Raw genomic sequence first — 23,244 nt, forward strand, 5'->3', positions numbered from 1 at the left:
CCTCTGGCGCCGCTGGCGCTTATTGTGGGCAGGTGCCCGATGGTGATTAATCGGGCTGGTCACCCGATCAGGTTGCAAAGAATTGCCTCTGACTCCGCCATGTCGTCGCGTTGGCTGGCGACCAGGTAGCGGAACACCACCAGGGCCTCGGCCTTGTCGCGGGGCCGGATCTGCGCCAGCAGGCCGAACACAAACCAGTCCCGTGCCGTCGCCTCGGGCGGCCCGTCGCTGGCATCTCGGTCTACGGCGTTGCGCAGCCGGTAGAGCTGGTCCCAGTAGTCCAACTCGTAGAGGCAATCCGCCAACGTGTGAGGCAGCAGCTCAGGGTGGGCGTTGAACCGGTCGGCTACCTGGCCCTTGTCGAAGTCACCGAATTGGCCGGTAGCCAGCAGCCCGCGCAGCGCATCGATACAGAACGATTCCGCCTCGGTGTCGGCCAGCAGGGCATCACCGAAGCGAGCGGTACCCTCCAGCCTCAGTCGGTGTTGCTCTATGGCCCGAGTGGCCAGCGCATCCAGGTCAGCGAAGCCGAACGACGACATGGCGGCGAATGGGTGGCCGGGGTTGGTGGCCACCAGGTAATCCCGGTACCGCTTCTCCAGCACATCGAGCGGCGTCCTGATCTTCTTGGCGCCCTCCATGGCCCGCTCAATCAGGGCGATCTGGCCGGTGCTGATGATCGAGCGCAGCCAGAGCACCGCATCCACCTCCTTGTCCCCGGTGACCACCTCCTGCGGCGGTAGCTCGGGCACGCTCGGCAGGGTCTCGGTGCTGGCGTTGATCGGCGGCAGGGTGAACATGGCGCGGTGCTGCTCGTTGTCGCGGAACGCACCGGAGCGTGAAACCAGGGTCTTCACCGTTCCCAGCGGCAGGCCGGTGATCTCGGCCACCTCACGCAGCGAGTGGCGACGGCGCAGGTCCAGCACCAGACGCCGCTGATCGTCTGAAACCCGGTGTCTCATTTTTTCGGCTGAATCAGCCTGTTTCAGCATGACCATGGCTTACACCACCCTCAGCTTGGGTGACAGCTTCGGCCCGAATGGCGCCCCAGGTGCGAAGGGGTCAGGCAGCACCCCATCGGGACAATCCCTGATGAAGTCCGCCATGGCCGCATGGCAGGCGTTGAACAGCGGCGCGTCATTCCACTCCTGTGCCCGGCGTTCTGCGCTGTCCTCCAGCGCATGGGTGAACACCAGGCCTTCCAGGTTGGTGACGCCCTCCCGCCTGGCCTGCTCGCGCTCCACCGTGTTCACGCTCAGCAGGTCACACAGGCGTTCGAAACCCAGGGCGCTGGCTAGCCCGTCATGGTCGAACAGCAGTGACTGGCCAAATCCCGCCAGCGCCACCACGGCCTTGTCGCGTTCATCTGATCGGTGCGTCTGCGCCCGCTGTTCCAGATCGGCAATGGCCTGGCGGGTGAACGGCAGGAACGCTTTCAGCTTGCCCGCCTGGCGGCGCATGGCACGTCGCTCGGCGTGGATCGAATCGAGGTTGCTGCTGATGTTGCGGCAGATGCGCCGGGTGGTGATGAGTTGCGTGCTGGCGCTGATACCCGGTTTTGAGGCGATATCGCACAGGCGCATGGTCGGTGTGAGCGTCATGGGTGGGCCTCCATGGGCGTGTTGTCGTAGGTGGCGCGCAGCTCGGTACCGATCAGGCAATGGCGGCCGGCAGGCGCATAGCAGCCCCGGCAGGTCATGACGTGGCTGATGTACTGGTCGCGGGCCTGGCGCCATTCAGGCGTGGCGTTGGCGGCGTTGGCGTAGGGGCTGGACGGCAATGGCGCAGGCTCGACCAGCACCAGGCGCGGACGATCCGGGGCGCGTTTCGCTATGGGCGGTTTGCCAGCTCCAGCAACGTTCGGCGGCATGTGATTGAGCAGATCGGCAAGGAGGCTCATGGCGTCACCATGCCCTGATAGCTGCTAATCAAATGTTCCTGTGAATTCAAAAAGTGTGGGAACAGTGGGAACGGTGGGAACGCCCCAGTAAATTCGCGGCCTTTAGGGGTGTTTTTCTGTTCCCAGTTTGTTCCCACGCGGATTTTTGTGGGAACTGTGATAACCAAACAGAGCGGATGAGCACCGCGCTTATATTGGAAAGCGATTGTGTGTTCCCACTTGTTCCCACTCGTTTTATTGGGTGGGAACAGCTGTAAGCCCCGGTCCTGCTGGCTGTTCCCACTGTTCCCACTGTTCCCACCGAATCTAGGTTCCTGTGGATATGGGCAATCCCGGCTAGTGGCGTTGGTGGTCATACGGCACCACCTTCACTGTCCAGGGCCTCGGGGTCGATCACATACAGCCAAGGTGAACCGCCACCAGGCACGCGGTACTTTTTGGCGTGTCGTTTCCGATCAGCCCCGCGCTCGGCAATCGCGCTGGCGCCATCCAGCGCTTTGACGATGCGGCTCAACCCGTACCCATGCGCGGCCTCGATCAGTGCCGACTTGTTGAACAGGTACAGCTGCTTGCCCCCGGACACCTTCCAGTACCCCGCCCGGTTGAACACCTTGGCGTCGGGCGTCTGGTCATTCACGTCCGAAAACCGGCTGCTGCCGTGCTTGTCGATGAAGTCGAGGATGCCCGCCAATATCTGGCGGTCTTCGGCATTGCCGCTGCCCACCCGGCTCAGCCACTCGCCGTACAGCAACTGGCAGTCGGCCAGAGCGGTGCCCGGCGTCCAGGGCAGCAGGCCGTAGGCGATGGCCATTTCGCCCGCCAGCGCGATCACCGCGAAGCGATCGGCCACCCGCCCGGCCTGGGCGTTGTCCTCGACGAACTGGGCGCGGATACCGGCGAAGTCCTCCAGCAGGCCGGGGCGGTCATCGCTGGCCAGCAGCTTCTCCACGAAGGCTGGCCCGATATGGCCATGGTTCGCTCCTACGGCCACCGTGAGCTGGCGATGGAAGTCGGCGCCCTCCAGGCCGTGCAATTCATCGAAGGCTCGGTGCGTGCGGGTACCGGCGTTCACATCCACCATGCGCAGCTCAGCGCCAGCATGGGCGGCGTTACCGCTGATGGCTGCGTGCTCGGATAGGGAACGCTCGCCGCTGGAAAGCGCCAGCAGGCGCCAGCTCAGTTTGCCGCGGGCTTCCCGGTCGCGGGTCATGGTGCCCTTGCCCTGGCCGTTGGCGAGGGAGTAAGCCATTTCCTGGACGCGCTTGGGGTCGGCCCGCTTGATCTCGTCCAGGGGCAGCATGGTGTCGTTACGGCTGGACGCCTCGATCTCCAGGCCGCCCTTGGTCATGTCCCACGACGCGGCGAATATGCCGGGGTCACCCCATACCGACGAACCGATCAGTTGCGCCAGCGACTTGCCACTGGAGCTGTCGCCCACCAGGTGAACACCGCCACCCAGCACGCCCACCAGGCTCAGCAGTGGGCCAGCGAGGGCGCAGCCGATGGCCAGGGTGAGCACCGGGTTGCCCTCGCACTTGGCCGCCACTTCGACCTTCCAGCCGTCCAGGCTCCCCCGCACGCTGAACAGGTTCTGCCCCTTGGCGCTGGCCTGGTAGCGCACCTTGTCGCTGCCAATGGTGCGCCCAGGCAGTACAAAGGCGCCCGACTCATGCCAGCCGGGGCGGCAGGTGGTGGCGAACACCTCTGCAGGGCGCTGGTCCAGCAGGTACTCCATGAACTGGCCGCGCTTCTTCAGGGCGATGATGACGCCCATGCCGAACAGCGTCCGCCTGGCGTCCTCGCCGCTCCCACCGAACACCTCCATGGGAATGATCCACTCCTTGGGGCCGCTGTCGGTGAACAGGCGCAGAAACCGACCCTCACTGCCGTCATCGCTATTGGTGGTGCGTGCGGCGACGGTCACCGGCGTGGCGATCCACTCGTCAGTGATCGGGCGGTCGGCCTTGTCGTCGTCGCTGTCGTCGTCGCCGGCGTTGCGCTTGAAGGTGTGCCAATAGACGCCGGGCTTGAGCCTGCGGCCCTTCTCGTTGGTCACCCAGTGCTCATACACACCCCAGCACGGGCGATCAGGCTCGACCTTGGGCGCCTCGGGGCGCAGGTTGATGGCGTTGTTATCAGGCGGGCGCATGGCGGCACCTCCAGGCGGCGAGGTCGTTGAAGTCGGAAAGGGTCAGCGGCACGCCGGCGGGCCACTCGGGGAAGGTCACCAGGCCGCCGCATGCGACAGCAGCTTCATGGGCGGCGGTGCGCCCGGGGTTGCCCTTGCCTTCGGCCTCGGTCTGGCGGTCGTCGTCGCCGGCGATGATGATTTCCGTGTCGGGATAGTCAGCCCGTAGCGCCAGCGCCACCGCCTTCAGGTTCCCGGCATTCATCGCGCAGGCGATCGTGTAGCCGCTTGCGTGGAGCGTGGCGCCCGTCGCCCAGCCTTCGCAGATGCAAAGTGGCCTGCCCGGCGTGATGCGTCCCAGTGGCGAATAGGCGCCTTTGATCCGGCCGCCATACAGGAAGCGCTTGTCGCCGTCCGAGGCAATTCGTTGCAGGTTCACCAGCACACCGCCGGCGTACAGCGGGATCAGCAGGTCGTCACCGCGCTGGCGCAGGCCGTGGGCACGAATGCCCTTGGCGACCAGGTAGGGGTGGCCCGGATCAGCGCGGCGAGCATCACGCCACCAGCGTTGTGCCAGGCCAGCCGCTTTGAGCTGTCGGCGCTGGCGTTCGGCCTCCCGCTGGCGCCGGGCTTGCTCGATGCGCTGGCGCACCTGCTCAGCTTCGCGGGCGTCCACCGGTTCACGGCTACACCAGGTGTTGGTGCCGCCCGTCTTCCAGCTCCCGAACGCGCCCGAGGCAATGCCATCAGCAAACAGGCAGTACCAGCCATTGAGCGTGCCGGGCTTGTCGCCGGGAACGTGGAAGCGGTGAATGTCGCCATCGTCCAGGGGGAGCCATTCGAGCAGCCCGTAGGCCGACTGGAGCGCGTCACGGAAAAGGATCGTCACGTCGGTCATGCGGCCCCCTCATCGAAGAACGCGATGACCTGCTCAGCGCTCAGGTCATAACGCTCGCCGGCCTCCACGCGGCTGGTCGAGGCATCCACCAGCATGAAGCCACCGCCGTTGTCGGCGGTCAGGCTCCGCTTGCGGCTTTTGGTGGCCAGGAAGCCGTGGCGAGCAGCCACACGCCGGGCCCGGGCCTCCAGCTTCTCGGGTGACGCGCTGTCCACGGGCTGAGCCATTTGTTGAAGGTGAGTCATGCGGCCCCCTGCGGTGGCGTGAAACGCTTGGCCAGCCATTCCAGTTGATTGGTCAGGCGCTCCAGCTCGGGGCCGTGACGACCCGCGTCACCCTCGGCAACGCGCAGCTCCAGGAAGCCCACCAGGGTTTCCACCAGCAGCGTGTAGCTGGCGCTGTCGATGTAGGCGCCAGCAGTCGGCGGGCCTCCGGCACCTTTGCGGCGAATGGGCGTGACCTTACTCATGGCCCACTCCCTGGCGATCAGCGCCAGCAAAGGCCCGGCAGACCTGGCCGTTGTTCACCGCATGCCAGTAGGTCAGATCGTCCAGCGATTCGACGAGGCAGGCCGTCACCATCGCCTCAGCACTACGCAAAACTACGCGCCCACACTCGGCATCGGCCTCGCTCAGAAACGGCCCCAGCAAGGCCCGTTCAGCCTTCGGATGGCTCACGTAAAACAGCTCGGTGGCTTTCTTCGGGCAAGCCGATCCCGTCAGCGCAGCGATGCGCTGTTGAAAACTGGTCATTTTTAACCCCTCAGTCTGGAGTCGCGGCGATGAACGCGGCGGTGGTTTCGGGTGTGCTCAATCAGCGCCGGGGAGACGTGCGGCCCGACGAATGCGGCCAGTTCCTCGGTTTTCAGCATCGAGGCAGGCACACAAGCGTACTGGCCGCCCGGCAATGCCCTGGGCTTTCTGCGCTTACGGGGGAGGTGCCTTTGCAACAGATCCAGGTCATCGGCCATTACCTCCTGCATGCGTTTACCCGTCTCGCTCAGCGGCAGTGGCTCGCCAGGCCGCACCTGCTCCCACGCATAACGGTCTGCCAGCATCTCGTTCACGCGGTACATCATCTTGTGGCACTGGTCACCTACCACCTGATCGGGAGCGAGGATCAAGTCCCAGAGCGAGAAGTTGTCGAGGTGGTGGCCAATCTCGTGATGCAAGATGAATGGATAAATCTCGCTGTCATCCAGCGCCGACCAGTCGATTTCCGGACGAGTAGCGCTGCGGAAACGGCCCGCATTGATGCTGGTAGCCAGCTTGATAGCAACCCGCTCGTCACACTGGGCTTGATCGCTCAATGCGTCACGAACGATCGGCTGCGCCCAGCAGCTGTATTCCCCCCAGCTGCCACCAAGCTCAGTGAAGGTGGCGATCGTCAAAGCCAGGCCGCTCTCCTTGGCCATCTCGGCGAAACCACGGTATTGCGTGCGGGTGATGCGCAGGGTGGTATCGGTCTTCACAGATCACCCCCTTGCTCAGCAATCATGCCGTCCAGCATTTCGGCCCAGGCCATGGCGGTGTGCTGCGCCATCACGGCAGTGACACGGGCGACGATGAGAGGAGTGGTGGGCGAGGCAATCACGGCAAGGGCCAGGCTCAACAGTACAAGGATGCCTTGCACATCGCGCAGGTCGTCTTGGGTGTCGTCAGCCATGTGGATGATGGAGGTCATACGATCACCTCATCATCCATTCCGGCGCGCTCGCCTACAACGCCATACGAGGCTCCCAGGTGGCGATGAGCCCAGCAGAAATTACGGCTGAAAATTCGGACCTGTTCCAGGTGCCGTGCAATGTCGCACATCGGCCCTTCCGTATGGCTCGAACACATGGGGTAGAGCAGTTCGTAAAGCTTGTTGAATTCATCCCTGGCAAAGTTCATCGAGCACATGGCGCGGGCGTCGAGCACCGCCTCAGACAGCACCTCGCCTTCAAGGGTCGCAACGCTTAGTAAGTGGTTCATTGGGCACCGCCTTGCGCTTCCAGGGCGCGTGCTTTTGCCATGGCGGCGTTGTAGCGCTTGAGGCGCGTAGAGAGACTGGAGTCAGCGTGAAGGGCTGCGATCGCCATTGCGCGGTGCGCAGCGGCACGAAGTCGAGACGGATTGAGGGCGTGTTGCATGTGTGTAGCTCCAACTTGAGATGTGGAGCTGCCACGAACCGTCGCCAAACGATTATGGGTGGCAGCCGTACGCAGGTTGGCGAACCGGGCAAGTTGGCACCCGGCAGACCCGAAGGTCTCCCACGTACGGCCACCATAAAGCAGCATTGCAAGCACAAAAAAAGCGCCAGCAATGGTCATGGGGCGCTTGTGCGCCAACTTGAAGTTCAGGTCGCCAAACCTGACCGCTGAATTTGCAGCGGCAGCCGGACGATACATGCGGGCGGGAGTGGATGCAACCCCCTGTTTCAGATTGGACAACGGCAGCGCTGGGCGGATGACGAGCGTCATTGGTGATCGCCCTCCAAGTCGAGCGGGAGCTTCAGTTGCTCACGCAAATGAGCCACATGCTGATACGCGCCTGGCTTGTCGTAGCGCCAGTGCGCCAAGCGACGGCCGCATTCGCTGACCTGCTGCTGGCGATCTTCCAGAGCCTGGCGGGCATACCCGTACCGTGCCTCGCGGAAAGCCATGATGAGGTCGGCTTTCAGACCAACCACGCGGTCACTGTTGCGGGACAGCGCCAGCAGGAAAAACGCTTGGTCCTCATTCAGTAGGGCGAAGCGCTCCGGCCTACCACCAGCAGTGCCGGCCAAGGGTTTCTCCGTTTGAAACGGAACAACCCCAAACTCTTCGAACTTGGCCAGGTAGCGCTCGATCAGTGCCATGGAGTTCTTGTGCTTGTTGTTCACCTGTTCGGCCAGCAGGCGACTATCCACGCGTGGCTCACCGTTGTACTGGGTCAGGGTAATGGGGGGCTTCTCGTTGGCAGGCTCTGCCGGTGGTAAGTTCGTCTTTTTCATGCGGCCACCCGCTGGCGCTGCTTCAAGGGCGAGCACAGCATCTCCAACACGGCGCTGGCGCGGCGGCGTTCGCCGGCAGGAAGGGTGTACCGGGTCACAGTGCAAGGCTCGCCCCAGTGATTCGGCACGCGCTCGAGCTGGCGCTGGAACTTCAGCCCATAGCCGTTGGCCAAGCTGCTGATGGTCGAGTGCAAGCAGTGGTCGCCCAGGCGCTCGGCCTCAAAGCGTTGCAAGCTGCCGTCATTCAGCATGTAGGCCAGTACCCGGGCGATCTTGCTCGGCGGCTTGCTGGTGGTAATATCGCCATCCGACTGGCTGCGTTTCTCTTCGGGGATCGTGGCCTTTTTCATTTAGGCCACCTCGCTTTCAGGGCTGGCGCCGAGGCTGATCGCTACAGCACGCCAAGTGACCCAGACACTGAGCACCAAAACTTTTAAGGGTACAGGAAGGGATAGAGCCGCTTTTTCTAGGCCAGCCGATCCCTGCTCTGCGCTCACGCAGAGTTGATTGGTCATCATGGGTTAAGCCTCCTGGCTACGCAGGAAAGACTCCACAGACTCAGGCTCCCAACGGACAGAGCGACCGAAACGGATAGGGGTGGGGAAGCCGGGGGTTTTGGACCAGCGCCACCAAGTGGAGCGGCTGACTTGGTACTTGGCGCATAGCTGAGCAGCGGTAGCGCGTGTGCCGGGGATCGGCAGGCGGGGTGCTTCGGTACAGCTATTTGCGGTTTGAGTCATGGATAGGTACCTCTAGCTTTAGACGTACCGAGGTTGCGGACATAGCCGAAGGCCCATGGTTTACTGAGTAAAAACCCAGTTGCACATTACTCCTTCCGGTACTACAGTCCGCCGCGAAGCCCGTCGAAATGCTTCGCCCTCGGGATTGTGTGCTGGCCTAGCTGGTATGCAAGAGACGTTTGCCGCGCCTCTTCCCGAAAGCCCTCCTACATTTGCCGTGTAGGGGGGCTTTTCTTTGCCCAGAGTTCAGCTTTGACCGTTTGCCCAAACGCTACCATTTTTCTATCTATACGATGGTAAGACGTTGCAGGTGCGTTCGCATATTAGCGTCAAGATTTAGGGGTAGCAACCGGGAAAATGCGAGATACCTGTGAATAAATTTTCCGCTGCCTCGTTTTGCATCTGGCGCAAGTAACTCTCGATGCTTCTCTCTATGTACCACCAAGTACCACTAAATCCCCCACGAGCACTCTGGAGCACTCTGGAGCACCCAAATCACACGAACGTTCACGGGTACCATCGTCAGCGTGACCATTCGTCAGAAAGCCTGAAACCCCCATTTTACTGGGCCCTGAGCAGGGTCTTTTGAGGGCCTCATGCGGGACTGCGTAGAAAATTCCGCCAGCCTGGCCAGATCCCAGTGGCGGTACGAAAACCGACTTCCTTGTTCCACTGGAAGATTGAAATCGACTCCGCGCCACAAAAACGTGAATTACGATTTCGTGGCGCGCACATTCTTTTCCCACATACAGAACAGCCCAGCCGGCAATTAACAACGCCGCGTATTACTCTACGTTGCTTATTTACGGTTATTCGCTGTTATTCCCTGTTATGCACTGTTTCTAGCTGTTTTCGGCAGGTATTTGGAAGTGGAAATGGCGGCAGGCCGCGTCAACCAGGGAATCGTAGACGGACTGAATCGAGTGGGCTCGCGCGGCCAGGAGACTACCCACCCAAGCGCTGTCTATGCCCTGGGCAGGCCGAAAGCTAAAAGGATGGTTTTGAAAGCGAGGGTCGTCAGTCTTTAGCGGCTAAATTAGGACCGCGGCCCCAGTAACTGAGGGGCCAGCCAAGAAGATCCTTACGACTTCGGCCCCGCTGCCTTCTTTTTTCGACGCGACATTGAAAGCACATTGCCGCCACCCTCCTTGACCTCTCCCAAGGCAACTGCCAATCCGTGCTCGAACAGGTCCATCGCCCGGCGCTTCTCTGGCAATGCGGCCTCTGGGTTGTTCCGGTAGTGCTTCGATACCACTCCCGTCTGGCCATGCGCCTGCAGAAGGTCCGACAGCCGATCATCGATTCCCCGCCTTTGCATTAGCTGGGTGCAAGTACGGCGCAGGTCCCTTGGCGAAAAGGACGGTACCCGCACTCCGTCAACCGCCGCGTGCTTGGAATCCATCCAGTCAGCGATTGCATGAGTCGGGCTACTGATAACGAATGGCTGCTTACCATGGGTTGTCCAAGGCCACTGATGGTCGCCGCTGATCTCACGCACGCGCAGCATGAGGGAAATGGCCCGATCCGAGAGGGGGACAAGATGCGGTCGACTCATGGTCTGCCCACCCCTGCCTTTCCGATGAACCAGCAGGACTGTACCTGCCTCTAGATCGTAGTCAGCCCAGGTGGTTTCGATGATGTTCTTGATGCGTTGGCCGCCAGTGGCGATAACGAACTTGAACAGCAGCGCCATCACGGGACCGACGCCCTCTGTACTCTCGATCGTTTGCCAAAAGTGCCTCAGTTCCGCATCCGACAGCGCTCGCTCGACCGGGGCCGAAACCTTCTCGACCCTCACCATCGCGGCCGGATTGATTTCCAGGCTGTACACCTTCGCATTGGCGCGCCCTACGACGCTCTCCACAGTTAAACCGTGATTGAAGGCAGCGACCAGGAACGAACGCATTCGGTCGGCCTGAACCTTGGAGCCACGTTCCCAGATCGGGTTGAGGATGCTCAAGATATGCTCTGACCGAACGTCCCGGGCCTTCATTTGCATGATCTCGGGATGAGGTGTCTCCAGGTTGGTCTTGAATAATCGCTCAAGCTCTTTTACGACGCCTGGAGTCGCTTTGGCGCGACGTGACTCGACGTAATCCAGAAACAGATCATGGAAGCTGCCACGGGCTGCGTCTATTTCGGCCAAGCGTATACGCTCTCGCCTGTCCGCCTCCGCCAATGCCTCCGCGTTCTCACGCTCGATTTCAGCCGCAGCCTTCTGAGCGGCAACGCAATCCAGATATTTGGCTAGGCCGCCCACAGCTGATGCCTCAGCCGAAATACGCATTGCCTCGGTACGGATGCTATCCAGGGTCTGCTCACCTGTGCCAACACGCGGCTTCTTGGAAAGTATCCCCAGAGCCAGTCGCTTGTCGCTGTCCGGTGTGCGCTCTCGGTAATAGGCCTGGATTGCGCCAGACGCTTTGCGCTCGAGCAGCAGGGTGCCCTTTCCACGGGAGCCCACCGGTTCCGACTGTCTCGTTTTGACCGCGTAGGCCTCCATTTCAGTCATGCGCGTGCGCTTAGCCATTTTTCCCCGTTTCCTCCACGTTTTCCCCGTTCGCTCCCCGTTTCTCATGCAAAGGTACGCTATCGGGTGAAACATAGAAAGACAACGATCAGGCTGAAAGTCGCATAGAACCTAGGTGTAGCGATATTTCGCACAACCCAGTGACCACTCAAAAAGCCTCAGAGCAAACGGCTTGTAATCAGTAGGTCCCGGGTTCGATTCCTGGTGCCGCGACGCGCGCCTCGCAGGCTAAACATTCTTTAGTTCCCCAACCCCTCCAACCCACTCAAAAACGTCCGCACCGCTCAGTCACATCGTTACAGAAGCAGAAAATTCCTACTTTCCCCATCGAAACTCGACACCTTGTGGTCAGGCGAATCGGGGTTCACGCTATCTACTTTCGAGATCCCACTGAACCCCGTCGGAACGCTCGCGAATGCCTTACACATCACTGAATCTCTCACGCAACACACCCGCCATGCCTATGACTGCTCCGGCAGTTATGCACAAATTGAGCGGGTTTTTAATGCCTGGTCGCTTTGTGTGAGGCCGTTCAGTACGCCTGCAATCGGCATCTCTACGCAGCTTGCGCTGCCCAAGCAATATGACAATGGCGCAAACCTGACCACACATTCTGTAGAACTGGTCTGCGAAGGTGCGGGCAGTCGCGAAGAGAATAAGCTAACCACCACATGACAAACGGTCTTTTTATGGTCCATATTCGGTCTAAAATAGCTTCCACTGAACATGGAGCCAGCCCAATGCGAGTCGAAACGATCAGCTACCTGAAACGCCACGCTGCTGACCTGGATCTGGAAGAACCCATGGTCGTGACACAGAACGGTGTGCCTGCTTATGTGGTCGAGTCCTACGCGGATCGCAAGCAACGGGATGAAGCCATAGCCTTGGTGAAACTGCTCGCCATCGGTTCCCGTGAGTATGCTCAGGGCAAACACAGCTCTGCCGAAGACCTCAAGGCTCGCCTTCTCAAGAAATTTTCTGAGGAGTAATGGGTAGGGCATGAGTAACCCCAGCATACGCTTCACCCATTCCGCCTCTCAGAGCATTGAAGATCAAGTGCACCATCTGGCCGTCTATCACGGTACCGCAGCGGCACTTGAGAAAATCACCACACTGGTCGACACGATTGAGCACCGGCTGGCTGCCGCGCCTGTAGGCTACCCGGTCAGCCCACAGGCGAGCGGGCTGGGCGTCATGCAGTATCGTGAACTGAATATCGAAGGGTACAGGGTGTTCTACGAAGTGATCGAAACCGACAATGCCATTGCCGTGGAGTTGGTGCTCAGGCAAAAGCAGAGTGTTGAACAGGCATTGATTCGGTATTGCCTGATTTACCCATTACCTTGATGAATAGGGGCTGCATGGCAGCCCCAGGCATTGCTGATCAGAACGCCGTACTAACCGTCAACGACAGGTTACGCGGGTCGCCATAGATCGCCCCGGCATAGAACCCGTACTGGGTGTAGTAGTGCTTGTCGAACAGGTTGTTGGCGTTAACGCTGACGCTGGTGTCGTCGGTCAGCTGGTACTTGGCCATGGCATTCCAGATGGCATAACCGGACCAGTTCACGTCGGTAGCACCGTTGCTCACACCATTGGTGGGCTGGCCAGCCGGGCTGGAGATGGCGCGGATGTTGGTTTGCGCGGTCACACCGGCACCCAGGGTCAGGCGGTCGAGCGGGCCGCTGAGGCGGTAGGTGGTCGAGGCCTTGAACAGGTGCGATGGATCACTGCGACCGTCGCTGTCGACGCGGCGCAAGTGCAGGTAGGTGTAGCCGGCATACACGTTCCAGTTGGGGGTCAGGGCGCCCGCGACTTCCAGGTCGATACCGTCGGTTTCCTGGCCGGAACCGGCCTTGTAGGCGTTGCCACCGGTCGGGGTAGTCAGGTCGCCGTCCAGCACCGCCTTGTTTTCCTGCTTGGTGCGGAAGTACGCCGCCGAGGCGTTCAGGCGGCCGTCGAACCACTCGCCCTTGATACCGGTTTCGTAGCTTTGACCACGAATCGGCTCCACCTTGCTGCCGCTGCTGGTTTCAGACGTTTGCGGGGTGAAGATGTCGGTATAGCTGGCGTACAGCGAGTAGTTGTCGTTGAGGTCGTACACCGCACCCAGGTAGGGGGTGACGATGCCGTTTTCTTCCTGGCTGCTACGTGCACCGGCCACGCTGCGGGTGACAGAGGAATAGTTGCTGGTGCGCACGCCGACGATCACCGACAGCGGGTCGGTGATGCTCAGGCGGGTGGCAGCGTACATGCCCTGCAGGCGCGTGGTGGTCTTACTGTGACGGCCGGTGCGTGAGGCGATGATGTCGTAGTCGTCATCCACGCCATTGCGCCAGTCGGTCAGCGGGAAGCCGTTGTTGGCGCGGAACTGGCAGCCCAATGCAGGCGCGCTGGCCATGCCGTCGCCAACCATGGTGCAGGTGTACTCCGGCGACCAGCCCACGGTGCGGCTGTCGTTGTAGCCGACCATGGCCTGATGGGTGCGGCCGAACAGCTGGAACGGGCCGGATAGGTCGATCTGGGCCGACTGCTGGGTGGTGTCGCTGGAGCTGTGCAGGCCGTTGAGAACGGCGCCGCTGCCGTCCTGGTCCCAGTAGCCGCCATAGGTGCCGCGCCCGGCCGAATTGACCTTGGCCAGGCCACGGTGGTTCAGGGCTTCGGTAGTGGCTTGGGCGGCTTTCAGGTCCAGCGTCCAGTCGTTGTCGAAGCGGTGCTCCAGCGAGCCGAACGCGGTGCGGGTGGTGTACTCGCCAAAGCTCCAGCTGGGTACCACGTTGGTGCTGCGTGGCAGGTCGGTCTTGCTGCCGTCTCGGTACCAGATTGGGATGTTTGCGCCCCAGCCGCCGCCTACCACCTTGTTGTACTCGTACTGGTAGCCGGCACCGAGGGTGGTGGCGTCGTCCAGGTCGAATTCGAAGTTGGCCAGTGCGGCGCGGGAACGCTCGGACTGGTTGTCGCGGAACGAGTTGGCGTCCTGCTGGGTCATCACGAAGCGCGAACGCAGGCGGCCGTCTTCGGACAGCGGCAGGTTGAGGTCGGCGCCCAGGCGGCGTTTGTCCCAACTGCCGTAGGTGGCGTAGGCGCTGCCGCCGAAGGTTTTGGTGGGGGCCTTGCGGATCAGGTTGACGGTGGCCGAGGGGTCGCCGGTGCCGCCCAGCAGGCCGTTGGCGCCGCGCACGATGTCGATGCGCTCGTACAGGTCCATGTTCAGCGCGTTGCCGCTGCCGCTGAAGTCGGAGCCGCCCTGGGTCTGTAGGCCATCGACCTTCCAGTTGCTGATCGAGTAACCACGGGCACGGTAGTCGGTACGCCCACCCACTTCGGACTTGTTGGCCGTTACACCCGGCGTGGTTTCCAGCGCTTGCTCGATGGTGTGGATGTCGCGGTCATCCATCTGCTGGCGGGTGATGGTGGTGACCGACTGTGGCGTTTGTCGCGGCGTCAGCGCCAGGCCGGTGGAGCTGCGGGTGCTCTCGACTGTGTAGCCCAGTTGGCCCGCATCGTCGGCGGGGAGCAACGCGCTGTCTTCGATCTGCGTGGCGTCCAGCTCCAGGGGTTTACTGTCAGCCGCCATGGCACCACCGCTAATGGCGACGGCGACGAAGAAGGCCAGCGGCTTGATGCGGTTGCCGCTTCGGCTGATGGGGGTGAAAGCTCGCGGGATGCTCATGGGATTCATTTGGGAAGGCTTCGTATTTGCAGATGATTTTTTGTTAGGATTCTAGGGATCGGCCCTCCGGGCTCCAGACCCGACATGTACGGGGATGTAATTGAAGGTAACGAGCGCCACAGGCGCTCACCAAACAGGTGTTTTTCCGCATGAGCACGACCCTGCTGGTTGTCGACGATGACGACGAGATCCGCGAACTTCTTTGTGATTACCTGACCGATGCCGGCTACAACGTGCTGGCGGCTGTCGACGGCGAGCAAATGCGCGACCAGCTGGCCCGGCACAAAGTGGAGCTGGTGGTGCTCGACCTGATGCTGCCGGGTGAAGACGGCCTTAGCTTGTGCCGCCAGTTGCAAGCCACCCCGGGGCTGGCGGTGATCATGCTGTCGGCCAAGGGCAGCACGCTGGACCGCATCATCGGCCTGGAAGTAGGCGCCGACGACTACCTGGCCAAGCCTTTCGAGCCGCGTGAGCTGATCGCCCGGATCAAGGCCGTGCTGCGGCGCCCGCAACGGCTGGAGCACTCTGTCGAAGCGCCTGCCGTGGTCGATGCCCAACTGTTCGCGGGCTTCCGCCTGGAACATGTGAAGCGCCTGCTCACCCGCCCCGATGGCGAAACCCTGACCCTGCCACGCTCCGACTACCGCGTGCTGCGCGAACTGCTGGAAGCTAACAACCGGGTGGTTTCGCGCGACCAGCTGACCCGCAGTGCGTTCGGCCGCGACCACCTGCCCGATGACCGCTCGGTGGACATGTGCGTCAGCCGCCTGCGCCAACACCTGCGCCGTGCGCCGACAGGTGCCGCGCAAATCCTCACCATCCGCAATGAAGGCTACCTGCTGAGCATCGCCAGTAACGTGGCGGATGCCTAAGATGCGCTGGCTTCGCCGCCTGTGGCCACGTACCTTGTTTGGCCAACTGCTGCTGATCATGGTCAGCGGTACGTTGGTGATCCAGCTGATGTCGAGCAGTATCTGGTTCGATGTGCGTTTCGCCCAGGTACTCGAAGCCCCCATTCGGTTGATCGCCGCACGCAGTGCACCGCTCATTGCCCAAGCCGACTGCCACGCTGGCACGTTGCAGGTACCCGCCCACTACCACCTGCGTTGCACCGAAACCTTGCCCACACCAGCGCATGACGAGCGCCGCGGGCGCAGGCGTGTCGAGCTGTTGCTGCATCAGGCCCTCAAATACGAACTGGGGCATGCTCAGGACGTGCGCCTGATAAAGGTGCAGCTTACCGATGAGCTGGGCCAGCCAATCGTCTGGCGCAGCCTGTTCGGGCTGCGCACGGCCCAGGCGCATATCCAGTTCGCGGTGCCGTTGGCCAACGGCCATTGGCTGACCATCGACGGCCAGGAACTGCAAGGCTGGAGCGGCGAGTCGGCCTGGGTGCTGATCAGCGATTACCTGTTGCGGGTGTATGCACTGCGCATCGTCGCGGTGTTGCTGGTGTGCCTGATAGCCGTACGCCTGTGCTTGCGCCCCTTGCGGCGCTTGGCCGATGCCGCACGTGGCCTGGGTAGCAACCTTGAGCAAGCGCCTTTGGCACTGGATGGCCCGGAGGAAGTGCGCCAGGCTGCCCAGGCCTTCAATGCCATGCAGCAACGCCTGATTGCCATGGTCAACGACAAGGCCTATTTCCTGGCCGCCGTGTCTCACGACCTGCGTACCCCGCTGACCCGCATGCGCCTGCGCCTGGAGCGCCTGCCCGACGATGAGCACCGACAGCGTCTGCGGCAGAACATAACGCAGATGGACGACATGATCGGCCAGGTACTCGACTACCTGCGCGCAGGGGAGCAGTTGAACCTGCAGCTAGTGGACCTGGACCGGCTGGTGGCACGCCAGTGCGCCGAACTGGCTACCCCTGAAGAACCGCTACCGGTGCATGGCCAAGCGGGTCATTCACAACTCGATGCCCTGCTGCTGCAGCGCTGCCTGCAGAACTTGTTGGTGAATGCACTGCGATACGCCAAGGACGTTTCGGTCACACTGGAACGGGCTACCACGGGGGTGTTCATCCATATCGATGACCGTGGGCCAGGGATTGCGCCAGCGCTGCTAGCGACCATCACCGACCCGTTCGTGCGCGGTGAAGGGTCGCGTAACCAAGCATCCGGTGGGTATGGGCTGGGGTTGAGCATTGCCCAACGGATTGCCAACAGCCATGGGGGGGAGCTGATGCTGGCAAATCGTGAAGGCGGTGGGTTGCGGGTCAGCATACTGCTGCCCATCTAAAGGCAGACGCGGTCTTACAGGGGACCGCGAACGCTCTGGAATACGCAATCAGGTAACAGTCTTTTACCGATTACCCAGGTTTTCCCCTGCCCGCCTTTGCCTATCCTATGCCCGGTCATCCTGACTGCGATGGACCCATGAAACACTCTCTGCCCAGCCGCTACGCCTGCCTCGCCATCTGCCTGTTGTTCACCTTCGCCAGCCTGCCACTGCTGCCCCAGCATGCCTGGCTCTGGCCACTAACGCTGATCACCGCCCTGCTCAGCCTGGTCGGGCTGAACGACCTGCGCCAGAGCCACCACGCCGTGCGGCGCAACTACCCGATTCTGGGCAATATCCGCTACTTGATCGAAACCATCCGCCCGGAAATCCGCCAGTACCTGATCGAGGGTGACGACGACAAACTGCCGTTCTCCCGCTCGCAGCGCTCGCTGGTGTACGCCCGCGCCAAGAACGAAAGCGCCGAGAAAGCCTTCGGCACGCTCAACGACGCCTACAAGCCCGGTTTCGAGTTCATCAGCCATTCCATGCTGCCAGTGGCTACGCCAGATCCGGCATCGTTCCGCATCGCCATTGGCGGGCCGCAATGCCGCCTGCCTTACTCGGCCTCGATCTTCAACATCTCGGCCATGAGCTTCGGCGCACTCAGCGCCAACGCCATCGCCGCCCTCAACCGGGGTGCGCGCATGGGCCGTTTTGCCCATGACACCGGCGAAGGCAGCATCAGCCCGTACCACCGCGAACATGGCGGTGATCTGATCTGGGAGATCGGCAGCGGCTACTTCGGTTGCCGCACCGAGGACGGCCGCTTCGACCCTCGACGTTTCGCCGAACAAGCCCGCTCGCCGCAAGTGAAGATGATCGAGATCAAGCTCAGCCAAGGTGCCAAACCAGGCCACGGCGGCATCTTGCCAGGGCACAAGGTCAGCCCCGAAATTGCAGAAACCCGTGGTGTGCGCGTAGGCGAGGACTGCATCTCGCCGGCAGCGCACAGCGCCTTCCGCACACCAGTGGAATTGCTGCAGTTCGTTGCCAGCCTGCGTGAGCTGTCGGGTGGCAAACCCGTTGGCTTCAAGTTTTGCCTGGGCCACCCGTGGGAGTTCATGGGCATCGCCAAGGCCATGCTGGCCACCGGCATCACCCCAGACTTCATCGTCGTGGATGGCAAGGAAGGCGGTACCGGCGCGGCACCTCGCGAGTTCAGCGACAATATGGGTGTGCCCATGCGTGAAGGCCTGATGTTCGTGCACAACACCCTGGTCGGCCTGAACCTGCGCTCCAGCATTCGCATTGGTGCGGCGGGCAAGATCGTCAGTGCCTTCGACATCGCCAGCGTCCTGGCCATCGGCGCGGACTGGGTCAATTCGGCACGCGGCTTCATGTTCGCCATTGGTTGCATCCAGTCGCAGAGCTGCCACACCAACAAATGCCCGACCGGCGTGGCCACGCAAGACCCGCTGCGCCAGCGCGCCCTGGTGGTGCCAGACAAGGCCGAACGGGTAGCCAGCTTCCACCGCAACACACTGCATGCACTGGCCGAAATGCTGGCGGCGGCAGGTCTGGAGCACCCCTCGGAACTCAAACCCAAGCACCTGGCGCGGCGCATCAGCTCCAGCGAAATCGGGCTTTTCTCGGACCTGCACACCTTCCTCAAGCCGGGCGAGTTGCTCAGTGGCTCGATTGAAAGCGAGTTCTATGCGCGGATGTGGCAGATGGCACGCAGTGACAGTTTTGCACCAGAAAGTGCAGACGTGATGTCCGCAGTGGCAAAACCCGTGCGCCGGAAAGAAACAGCCCCGGCATAAGCCAGGGCTGTTGATACATCAGACCAGGATCAGAAGATGCTGATCGGGTATTCAACGAATACGCGGACTTCGTTGCCGTCGTCGTTGTAACCGTTCTGCTGCACGGCGTTGTTGGTACGCACGAACGAGCTACGCAGCTTGATGGACAGGTCCTTGGCCGGGCCGTCCTGCACCACGTAACGGATCTGGTTGAAGATCTCGCGCTCTTTACCTTCGCCGAAGCCCTGCGGGTTGGCGACGTTGCGGGTGTTGATGTTGTCACCCACGACGTAGGCCAGCTTGTAGGTCAGACCCGGGATGCCGTAGGCACCGAAGTCCAGGCCATAGCCCAGCTGCCAGGAGCGCTCGTCTTCGGCGTTGAAGTCAGACCAGTACGAGTTGGCCAGGTAGATGGTAGAACCACCGTCACCCACGCCACCGGCGTTCTGGTAGAAGCCGTAGTTGTAGCCAGTGCTGCCGGTGCTGCGCTGGTGGGCGAGGGTGAACGAGTGTGCACCGTACGCGTAAGTGGCAGCCAGGCTCCAGATGGTGTTGGAGTCGCCGTTCAGGCCGGCAGCCTGGACGTACTGCTTGTCGATGTCCGACTTGTAGCCGTTGAAGTCCAGGGTCAGGGACTGGTCGCTGGCAATCGGGAAGACGTAGTTCAAGCCCAGGTAGTGCTTCTTCATCACGTCTTCGTTGTCGGCGGTGTACAGCGAAGCGGTGAAGTTGTCGGTGAACTTGTAGCTACCACCGAAGACGTTGATCGACTTCAAGCCACCACCGTCACGGCGCTCGGCACTTTTGCGCGCTTCCTGGGTGAAGCGACCGGCGTTCAGTTCCAGGCCCTGGATCTCTTTGGAGGTGATCAGGGTACCGGTGAAGCTTTCTGGCAGCAGACGCGCGTCGTCGTATTGCAGCACTGGCAGGGCCGGCATCTGGTCACCGTACTTCAGCACGGTGTTGGAGATGCGGAATTTCACTGCTGCACCGGCGCGGGCCAGGTTGTGCGGCGAGCTGGCGTTGCCTTCGGCGTTGGTGGTTTCGTGCGGCTTGAAGAAGTCGACGCCGCCGCCACCGTTGTGGCCTTTGCCGCCATCAAGGCGAACAGCGTACAGGCCGAATGCATCGACGCCGACGCCAACGGTGCCCTGGGTGAAACCGGAGTTGAAGGTGCCGATGAACGCCTGGCCCCATTCGATCTGGTCGTCGGTGCCGTGCTTCTTGTCGCGGTTGATGTAGGCGTTGCGCAGAAGGACGTTGGCGTGGCTGTCCTCGATGAAGCCCTTGCTGTCGGCCTGGTCATTGGCCTGTGCCTGGGTCGCGGCGATCATCGCCAGGGCGACCAGGCTGATCCTGGTTTTCAACATGTTGTTTTCCTTATTTCTTAATCAAAAACGCTCTGCACTATGGCGCCAGGAACCAACGCCCCTTCGTAGGTTCGACGCTATGCGGATCCAGCCTGGTGGGCCTGCCGGTAAGTACACAGCGGCCCTTGGCAGCAGCTTGGCCAAGATCATGGCCAGCAGGCGTTGGCCGAATCCTAGCCGTGTGCGATTACAAATGTCAAAAACTCGTGAAATGCAGGTTGATATAACTAAAATGACCGTTAGGTCTGGTGCATTTTCACGCCTCCTTGCGCTATCAGTGGGCAATTTATCTTGTGCCGGAAAAGACCTTTTGATCGAACGGACAAATTCCCTTCGAAGGGCAATTTCGCAGCAGAGCGGTTACAAATAGACACATTTGTAAAGACAAGCCTTTACAAATAGCCAAGCAAGAGCAAATAGCAAGCATTACCATTCGCACCTATTTTATCACCTGCCCGGTCCGGATGTGCCCATGCTTGTACCCTGCCGCCTTTCCCCCCTCACGCTTGGCCTGTCGCTGCTGTTCAGCGCCAGCCTGGCCAGTGCCGCCACCACCACGCTGCCGGAGTCGTCGGTTACCGCCGACAGCGAGCGCGAGAAGGACAACCCGCGTGTCAAAGAGGTAAGCACCGCCACCCGAACCTCAACGCCAGTGCGTTACGTGCCTCAGGCAATCGACACGGTGAAAACCGCCAACGTGCTGGACTACGGCAGCAACACCCTGGGCAAGGCGCTGGAAGGCATCCCCAACGTCAGCAGTGGCGCCGACACCCGTTTCGACAGCGTGCGCATTCGTGGCTTCGAGGCCAGCAACGACTTCTACCTGGACGGCATTCGCGACGACAGCCAGTACATCCGCGACCTGCACAACATCGAGCGGGTCGAGGTACTGAAAGGACCAGCGGCAGTGCTGTATGGCCGTGGCAGCCAGGGGGGTATCGTCAACCGGGTCAGCAAGGCGCCAGAACCTGGCCGCCGCTCGACCATCGAAGCACAGGCCGGCAGCGAAGACCTGCGTAGCCTGTATGCCGACCTCAGCGCCGACCCCAGCGACACCGTCAGCCTGCGCCTGAACATGGGCAACCAGGACAACAACAGCTTCCGCGACGGGATCGACGGCAGCCGCCAGCTGTTCGCCCCGTCGATCAGCTGGCAGATCAACCCCGACCTGAACTGGCTGGTGCAGTACGAATACAGCCGGTACAACCGCACGCCCGACCGTGGCATCCCCGGGGTCAACGGTCGCCCGGCCGACGTCAGCCGCGGTACCACCTACGGCGACCAGCGCGACTACATCGATGACCGCGCCCAGTCCCTGCGCTCACGCCTGAACTACCAGCTGAACGAAACCTGGCAGCTGCGCCATACCCTGGGCCTGTTCAAACTCGACAGTGAGTTCGACAACACCTATGTCACGGGCTACAACCCCGGCACCAATATCCTGACCCGCCAGCGCTGGCAGCAGGACCTGAACACCCGCAACCTGTTCAACAACCTGGAGGCTGAGGGCGACTTCGATACCTTGGGGCTGGAGCACAAGCTGCTGCTGGGCCTGGAGATCGGTAACCAGAAGCGTGACCCGGTGTTGTATACCGCCGGTAGTCAGTCACTTCCGGGCTTGGGCAAACCCGGCAGCAACCAGCAGCACAATGGCAAGCTGGTGCTGTCGAGTGACAACCACACCGTGGTCGATAGCCGTGGCCTTTACCTGCAAGACCAGATCCGTCTGAACGATCAATGGCAAATCCTGGCTGGCGTGCGCTTCGACCAGTTCGACGTGAAAACCACCAACAAGGATGGCATAAGCGAACCGCAGGACAGCAACGGCACCAGCCCGCGCCTGGGCGTGGTCTACACGCCATGGCGTGACCATTCGTTCTACGCCTCGTGGAGCAAGACCTTCTCGCCGGTGGGCGGCGGCCTGATCGGCATCACCCCGGATGCACCGGGCAACGGCAACGACGCCAAGCCGGAAGAGACTCGCCAGAAAGAAATCGGGGTGAAAAGCGACTGGCTCGACCAACGCCTGACCACCACCCTGGCCGTCTACGAGCTGGAACTGTACAACCGCCGCACCCGCGATCCGGAAAACCCTAACAACATCCTGCTCAGCGGCTTGCAGCGTTCACGCGGCATCGAGTTGACCGCCACCGGTAACATCGCCGGCAACTGGTATGTACGCGGCGGCATCGGCCTGCAGGACGCCATCATCGTCAAGGACAACAACGGCCAGGAAGGAAACCGCATCAACGATGTGGCCAAGCGCAATGGCAGCCTGTTCATCACCTGGAAACCGGAACTGGGCTGGTATGCCGAAACCGGGCTGACGCTGGTGGGTGAACGTTACGCGGACAACCAGAACACCACGGTGCTGCCGGGGTATGGCCGCTGGGATGCGCTGGCGGGGTACCGCACCCATGACTGGGATGTGCGGGCGGCGTTGAGCAACATTGCCGACAAGACCTACTACAGCTCAGCGACCAGTGCTGCGCAGATCATGGTGGGGGATCCACGCAGCCTGGTGGTGACGGGTAGCTACAGCTTCTGATCTTTAGCCTGTACCGGCCTCTTCGCGGGCGCGCCCGCGAAAAGGCCGGCAGGCTAAAGCGATCGATCAGTGCCACACCCCCATCAACGCCTGCATTTCTGCATCGCTGATCAGCCCCTGGGGGTAGCGCCCTGCAAGCAGCCGCTGTGGGTCGGTCGTCCTGACCTTTTTGCTTCCATGGTGCTTCAACCACTTCGCAACCCGCTTGAGCGATTGGTGATTCACTGCCGATGGGCGCAATGCCGACTCACTTGCTGCGTTCATTTCTACACGTACTCCCTGGCCCGTGAGCGGCAAATTTACGTAAGTATTGTTACAGATCCGAGAGCGCGGCCTGGCCGGGCTATCCGATTGGCTATCCATTTGGCTATCCATTTGGCTATCCATTTGGCTATCCATTTGGCTATCCATTTGAAAACAATACAAAACCTATGCCAGCACGGACCTCCGAACGTCGCC

The 23,244-nt window shown here is 61.5% G+C and carries 25 protein-coding genes; 6 read left to right on the forward strand and 19 right to left on the reverse strand.

Annotated features, from left to right (window positions below; all coding sequences use genetic code 11):
* Positions 1–59: 59 nt before the first annotated feature.
* The 16 genes from PM2_RS18575 to PM2_RS18645 form a co-directional block, all read right to left on the reverse strand.
* Positions 60–998: a hypothetical protein gene (locus PM2_RS18575; protein WP_233425955.1), complete on the reverse strand. Its 939-nt coding sequence runs from the start codon at positions 996–998 to the stop codon at positions 60–62.
* 3 nt (positions 999–1,001) lie between these two features.
* The gene (locus PM2_RS18580; protein ID WP_028699092.1) at positions 1,002–1,601 is read right to left on the reverse strand and encodes a hypothetical protein; all 600 of its coding nucleotides are present in this window, start codon (positions 1,599–1,601) and stop codon (positions 1,002–1,004) included.
* Positions 1,598–1,900: a hypothetical protein gene (locus PM2_RS18585; protein WP_028699093.1), complete on the reverse strand. Its 303-nt coding sequence runs from the start codon at positions 1,898–1,900 to the stop codon at positions 1,598–1,600. Before PM2_RS18585 ends, PM2_RS18580 begins: the two co-directional genes overlap by 4 nt.
* A gap of 352 nt (positions 1,901–2,252) precedes the next feature.
* Positions 2,253–4,049 (reverse strand): DUF927 domain-containing protein, encoded by a 1,797-nt coding sequence (locus PM2_RS18590; protein WP_028699094.1) that lies wholly within the window; start codon positions 4,047–4,049, stop codon positions 2,253–2,255.
* Positions 4,036–4,926: a toprim domain-containing protein gene (locus tag PM2_RS18595; RefSeq protein ID WP_028699095.1), complete on the reverse strand. Its 891-nt coding sequence runs from the start codon at positions 4,924–4,926 to the stop codon at positions 4,036–4,038. Before PM2_RS18595 ends, PM2_RS18590 begins: the two co-directional genes overlap by 14 nt.
* Positions 4,923–5,171, reverse strand: a complete 249-nt coding sequence (locus PM2_RS18600; protein WP_233425956.1) for a hypothetical protein — start codon at positions 5,169–5,171, stop codon at positions 4,923–4,925. The genes PM2_RS18595 and PM2_RS18600 overlap by 4 nt, the downstream gene beginning before the upstream one ends.
* Positions 5,168–5,395 carry a hypothetical protein gene (locus tag PM2_RS18605; protein WP_028699097.1) on the reverse strand — a complete coding sequence of 76 codons (228 nt, stop codon included), beginning with the start codon at positions 5,393–5,395 and terminating at the stop codon, positions 5,168–5,170. The genes PM2_RS18600 and PM2_RS18605 overlap by 4 nt, the downstream gene beginning before the upstream one ends.
* The gene (locus PM2_RS18610) at positions 5,388–5,678 is read right to left on the reverse strand and encodes a hypothetical protein (RefSeq protein ID WP_028699098.1); all 291 of its coding nucleotides are present in this window, start codon (positions 5,676–5,678) and stop codon (positions 5,388–5,390) included. Before PM2_RS18610 ends, PM2_RS18605 begins: the two co-directional genes overlap by 8 nt.
* Before the next feature lie 2 nt (positions 5,679–5,680).
* On the reverse strand, positions 5,681–6,397 hold the full coding sequence (locus PM2_RS18615; protein ID WP_028699099.1) for a hypothetical protein: 717 nt from the start codon (positions 6,395–6,397) through the stop codon (positions 5,681–5,683).
* Positions 6,394–6,609, reverse strand: a complete 216-nt coding sequence (locus PM2_RS18620; protein ID WP_028699100.1) for a hypothetical protein — start codon at positions 6,607–6,609, stop codon at positions 6,394–6,396. The genes PM2_RS18615 and PM2_RS18620 overlap by 4 nt, the downstream gene beginning before the upstream one ends.
* On the reverse strand, positions 6,606–6,899 hold the full coding sequence (locus tag PM2_RS18625; RefSeq protein ID WP_028699101.1) for a hypothetical protein: 294 nt from the start codon (positions 6,897–6,899) through the stop codon (positions 6,606–6,608). The genes PM2_RS18620 and PM2_RS18625 overlap by 4 nt, the downstream gene beginning before the upstream one ends.
* Entirely contained in the window at positions 6,896–7,387 is a 492-nt protein-coding gene (locus tag PM2_RS18630; RefSeq protein WP_033740330.1) for a hypothetical protein, read from the reverse strand. Before PM2_RS18630 ends, PM2_RS18625 begins: the two co-directional genes overlap by 4 nt.
* Entirely contained in the window at positions 7,384–7,899 is a 516-nt protein-coding gene (locus tag PM2_RS18635) for a Rha family transcriptional regulator (protein WP_042132267.1), read from the reverse strand. Before PM2_RS18635 ends, PM2_RS18630 begins: the two co-directional genes overlap by 4 nt.
* Positions 7,896–8,249, reverse strand: coding sequence for a hypothetical protein (locus PM2_RS18640; RefSeq protein ID WP_028699103.1), 354 nt, complete (start codon positions 8,247–8,249; stop codon positions 7,896–7,898). Before PM2_RS18640 ends, PM2_RS18635 begins: the two co-directional genes overlap by 4 nt.
* Complete coding sequence (locus tag PM2_RS30780) at positions 8,250–8,417, reverse strand: hypothetical protein (protein ID WP_154670325.1); 168 nt, start codon at positions 8,415–8,417, stop codon at positions 8,250–8,252.
* A 1,303-nt stretch (positions 8,418–9,720) separates the two neighbouring features.
* Positions 9,721–11,169 (reverse strand): tyrosine-type recombinase/integrase, encoded by a 1,449-nt coding sequence (locus PM2_RS18645; protein WP_051564696.1) that lies wholly within the window; start codon positions 11,167–11,169, stop codon positions 9,721–9,723.
* A gap of 740 nt (positions 11,170–11,909) precedes the next feature.
* Here PM2_RS18645 and PM2_RS18650 point away from each other — a divergent pair.
* Both PM2_RS18650 and PM2_RS18655 read left to right on the forward strand, forming a co-directional pair.
* Complete coding sequence (locus tag PM2_RS18650) at positions 11,910–12,158, forward strand: type II toxin-antitoxin system Phd/YefM family antitoxin (protein ID WP_028699104.1); 249 nt, start codon at positions 11,910–11,912, stop codon at positions 12,156–12,158.
* Positions 12,159–12,168: 10 nt separating this feature from the next.
* Positions 12,169–12,516 carry a type II toxin-antitoxin system RelE/ParE family toxin gene (locus PM2_RS18655; protein ID WP_028699105.1) on the forward strand — a complete coding sequence of 116 codons (348 nt, stop codon included), beginning with the start codon at positions 12,169–12,171 and terminating at the stop codon, positions 12,514–12,516.
* Between the two features lie 37 nt (positions 12,517–12,553).
* Here PM2_RS18655 and PM2_RS18660 read toward each other — a convergent pair whose 3' ends face one another.
* Positions 12,554–14,851 carry a TonB-dependent siderophore receptor gene (locus PM2_RS18660; RefSeq protein ID WP_028699106.1) on the reverse strand — a complete coding sequence of 766 codons (2,298 nt, stop codon included), beginning with the start codon at positions 14,849–14,851 and terminating at the stop codon, positions 12,554–12,556.
* 140 nt (positions 14,852–14,991) lie between these two features.
* Here PM2_RS18660 and PM2_RS18665 point away from each other — a divergent pair, with 140 nt between their 5' ends.
* From PM2_RS18665 to PM2_RS18675, 3 genes are all read left to right on the forward strand, one after another.
* The gene (locus PM2_RS18665; RefSeq protein ID WP_028699107.1) at positions 14,992–15,714 is read left to right on the forward strand and encodes a response regulator; all 723 of its coding nucleotides are present in this window, start codon (positions 14,992–14,994) and stop codon (positions 15,712–15,714) included.
* 1 nt (position 15,715) lies between these two features.
* On the forward strand, positions 15,716–17,083 hold the full coding sequence (locus PM2_RS18670) for an ATP-binding protein (RefSeq protein ID WP_028699108.1): 1,368 nt from the start codon (positions 15,716–15,718) through the stop codon (positions 17,081–17,083).
* A 137-nt stretch (positions 17,084–17,220) separates the two neighbouring features.
* Positions 17,221–18,888, forward strand: a complete 1,668-nt coding sequence (locus tag PM2_RS18675; RefSeq protein ID WP_016714483.1) for an FMN-binding glutamate synthase family protein — start codon at positions 17,221–17,223, stop codon at positions 18,886–18,888.
* 29 nt (positions 18,889–18,917) lie between these two features.
* Here PM2_RS18675 and PM2_RS18680 read toward each other — a convergent pair whose 3' ends face one another.
* Positions 18,918–20,237, reverse strand: a complete 1,320-nt coding sequence (locus tag PM2_RS18680) for an OprD family porin (RefSeq protein ID WP_016714482.1) — start codon at positions 20,235–20,237, stop codon at positions 18,918–18,920.
* A 472-nt stretch (positions 20,238–20,709) separates the two neighbouring features.
* Here PM2_RS18680 and PM2_RS18685 point away from each other — a divergent pair, with 472 nt between their 5' ends.
* The gene (locus tag PM2_RS18685) at positions 20,710–22,785 is read left to right on the forward strand and encodes a TonB-dependent receptor (RefSeq protein ID WP_028699109.1); all 2,076 of its coding nucleotides are present in this window, start codon (positions 20,710–20,712) and stop codon (positions 22,783–22,785) included.
* Between the two features lie 66 nt (positions 22,786–22,851).
* On the opposite strand, the gene PM2_RS18690 is transcribed toward PM2_RS18685, so the two are convergent.
* The gene (locus tag PM2_RS18690) at positions 22,852–23,049 is read right to left on the reverse strand and encodes a hypothetical protein (protein ID WP_028699110.1); all 198 of its coding nucleotides are present in this window, start codon (positions 23,047–23,049) and stop codon (positions 22,852–22,854) included.
* Positions 23,050–23,244 lie beyond the last annotated feature (195 nt).

The sequence above is a fragment of the Pseudomonas monteilii NBRC 103158 = DSM 14164 genome, assembly GCF_000730605.1.
In the GTDB taxonomy this organism is placed as follows: domain Bacteria; phylum Pseudomonadota; class Gammaproteobacteria; order Pseudomonadales; family Pseudomonadaceae; genus Aquipseudomonas; species Aquipseudomonas monteilii.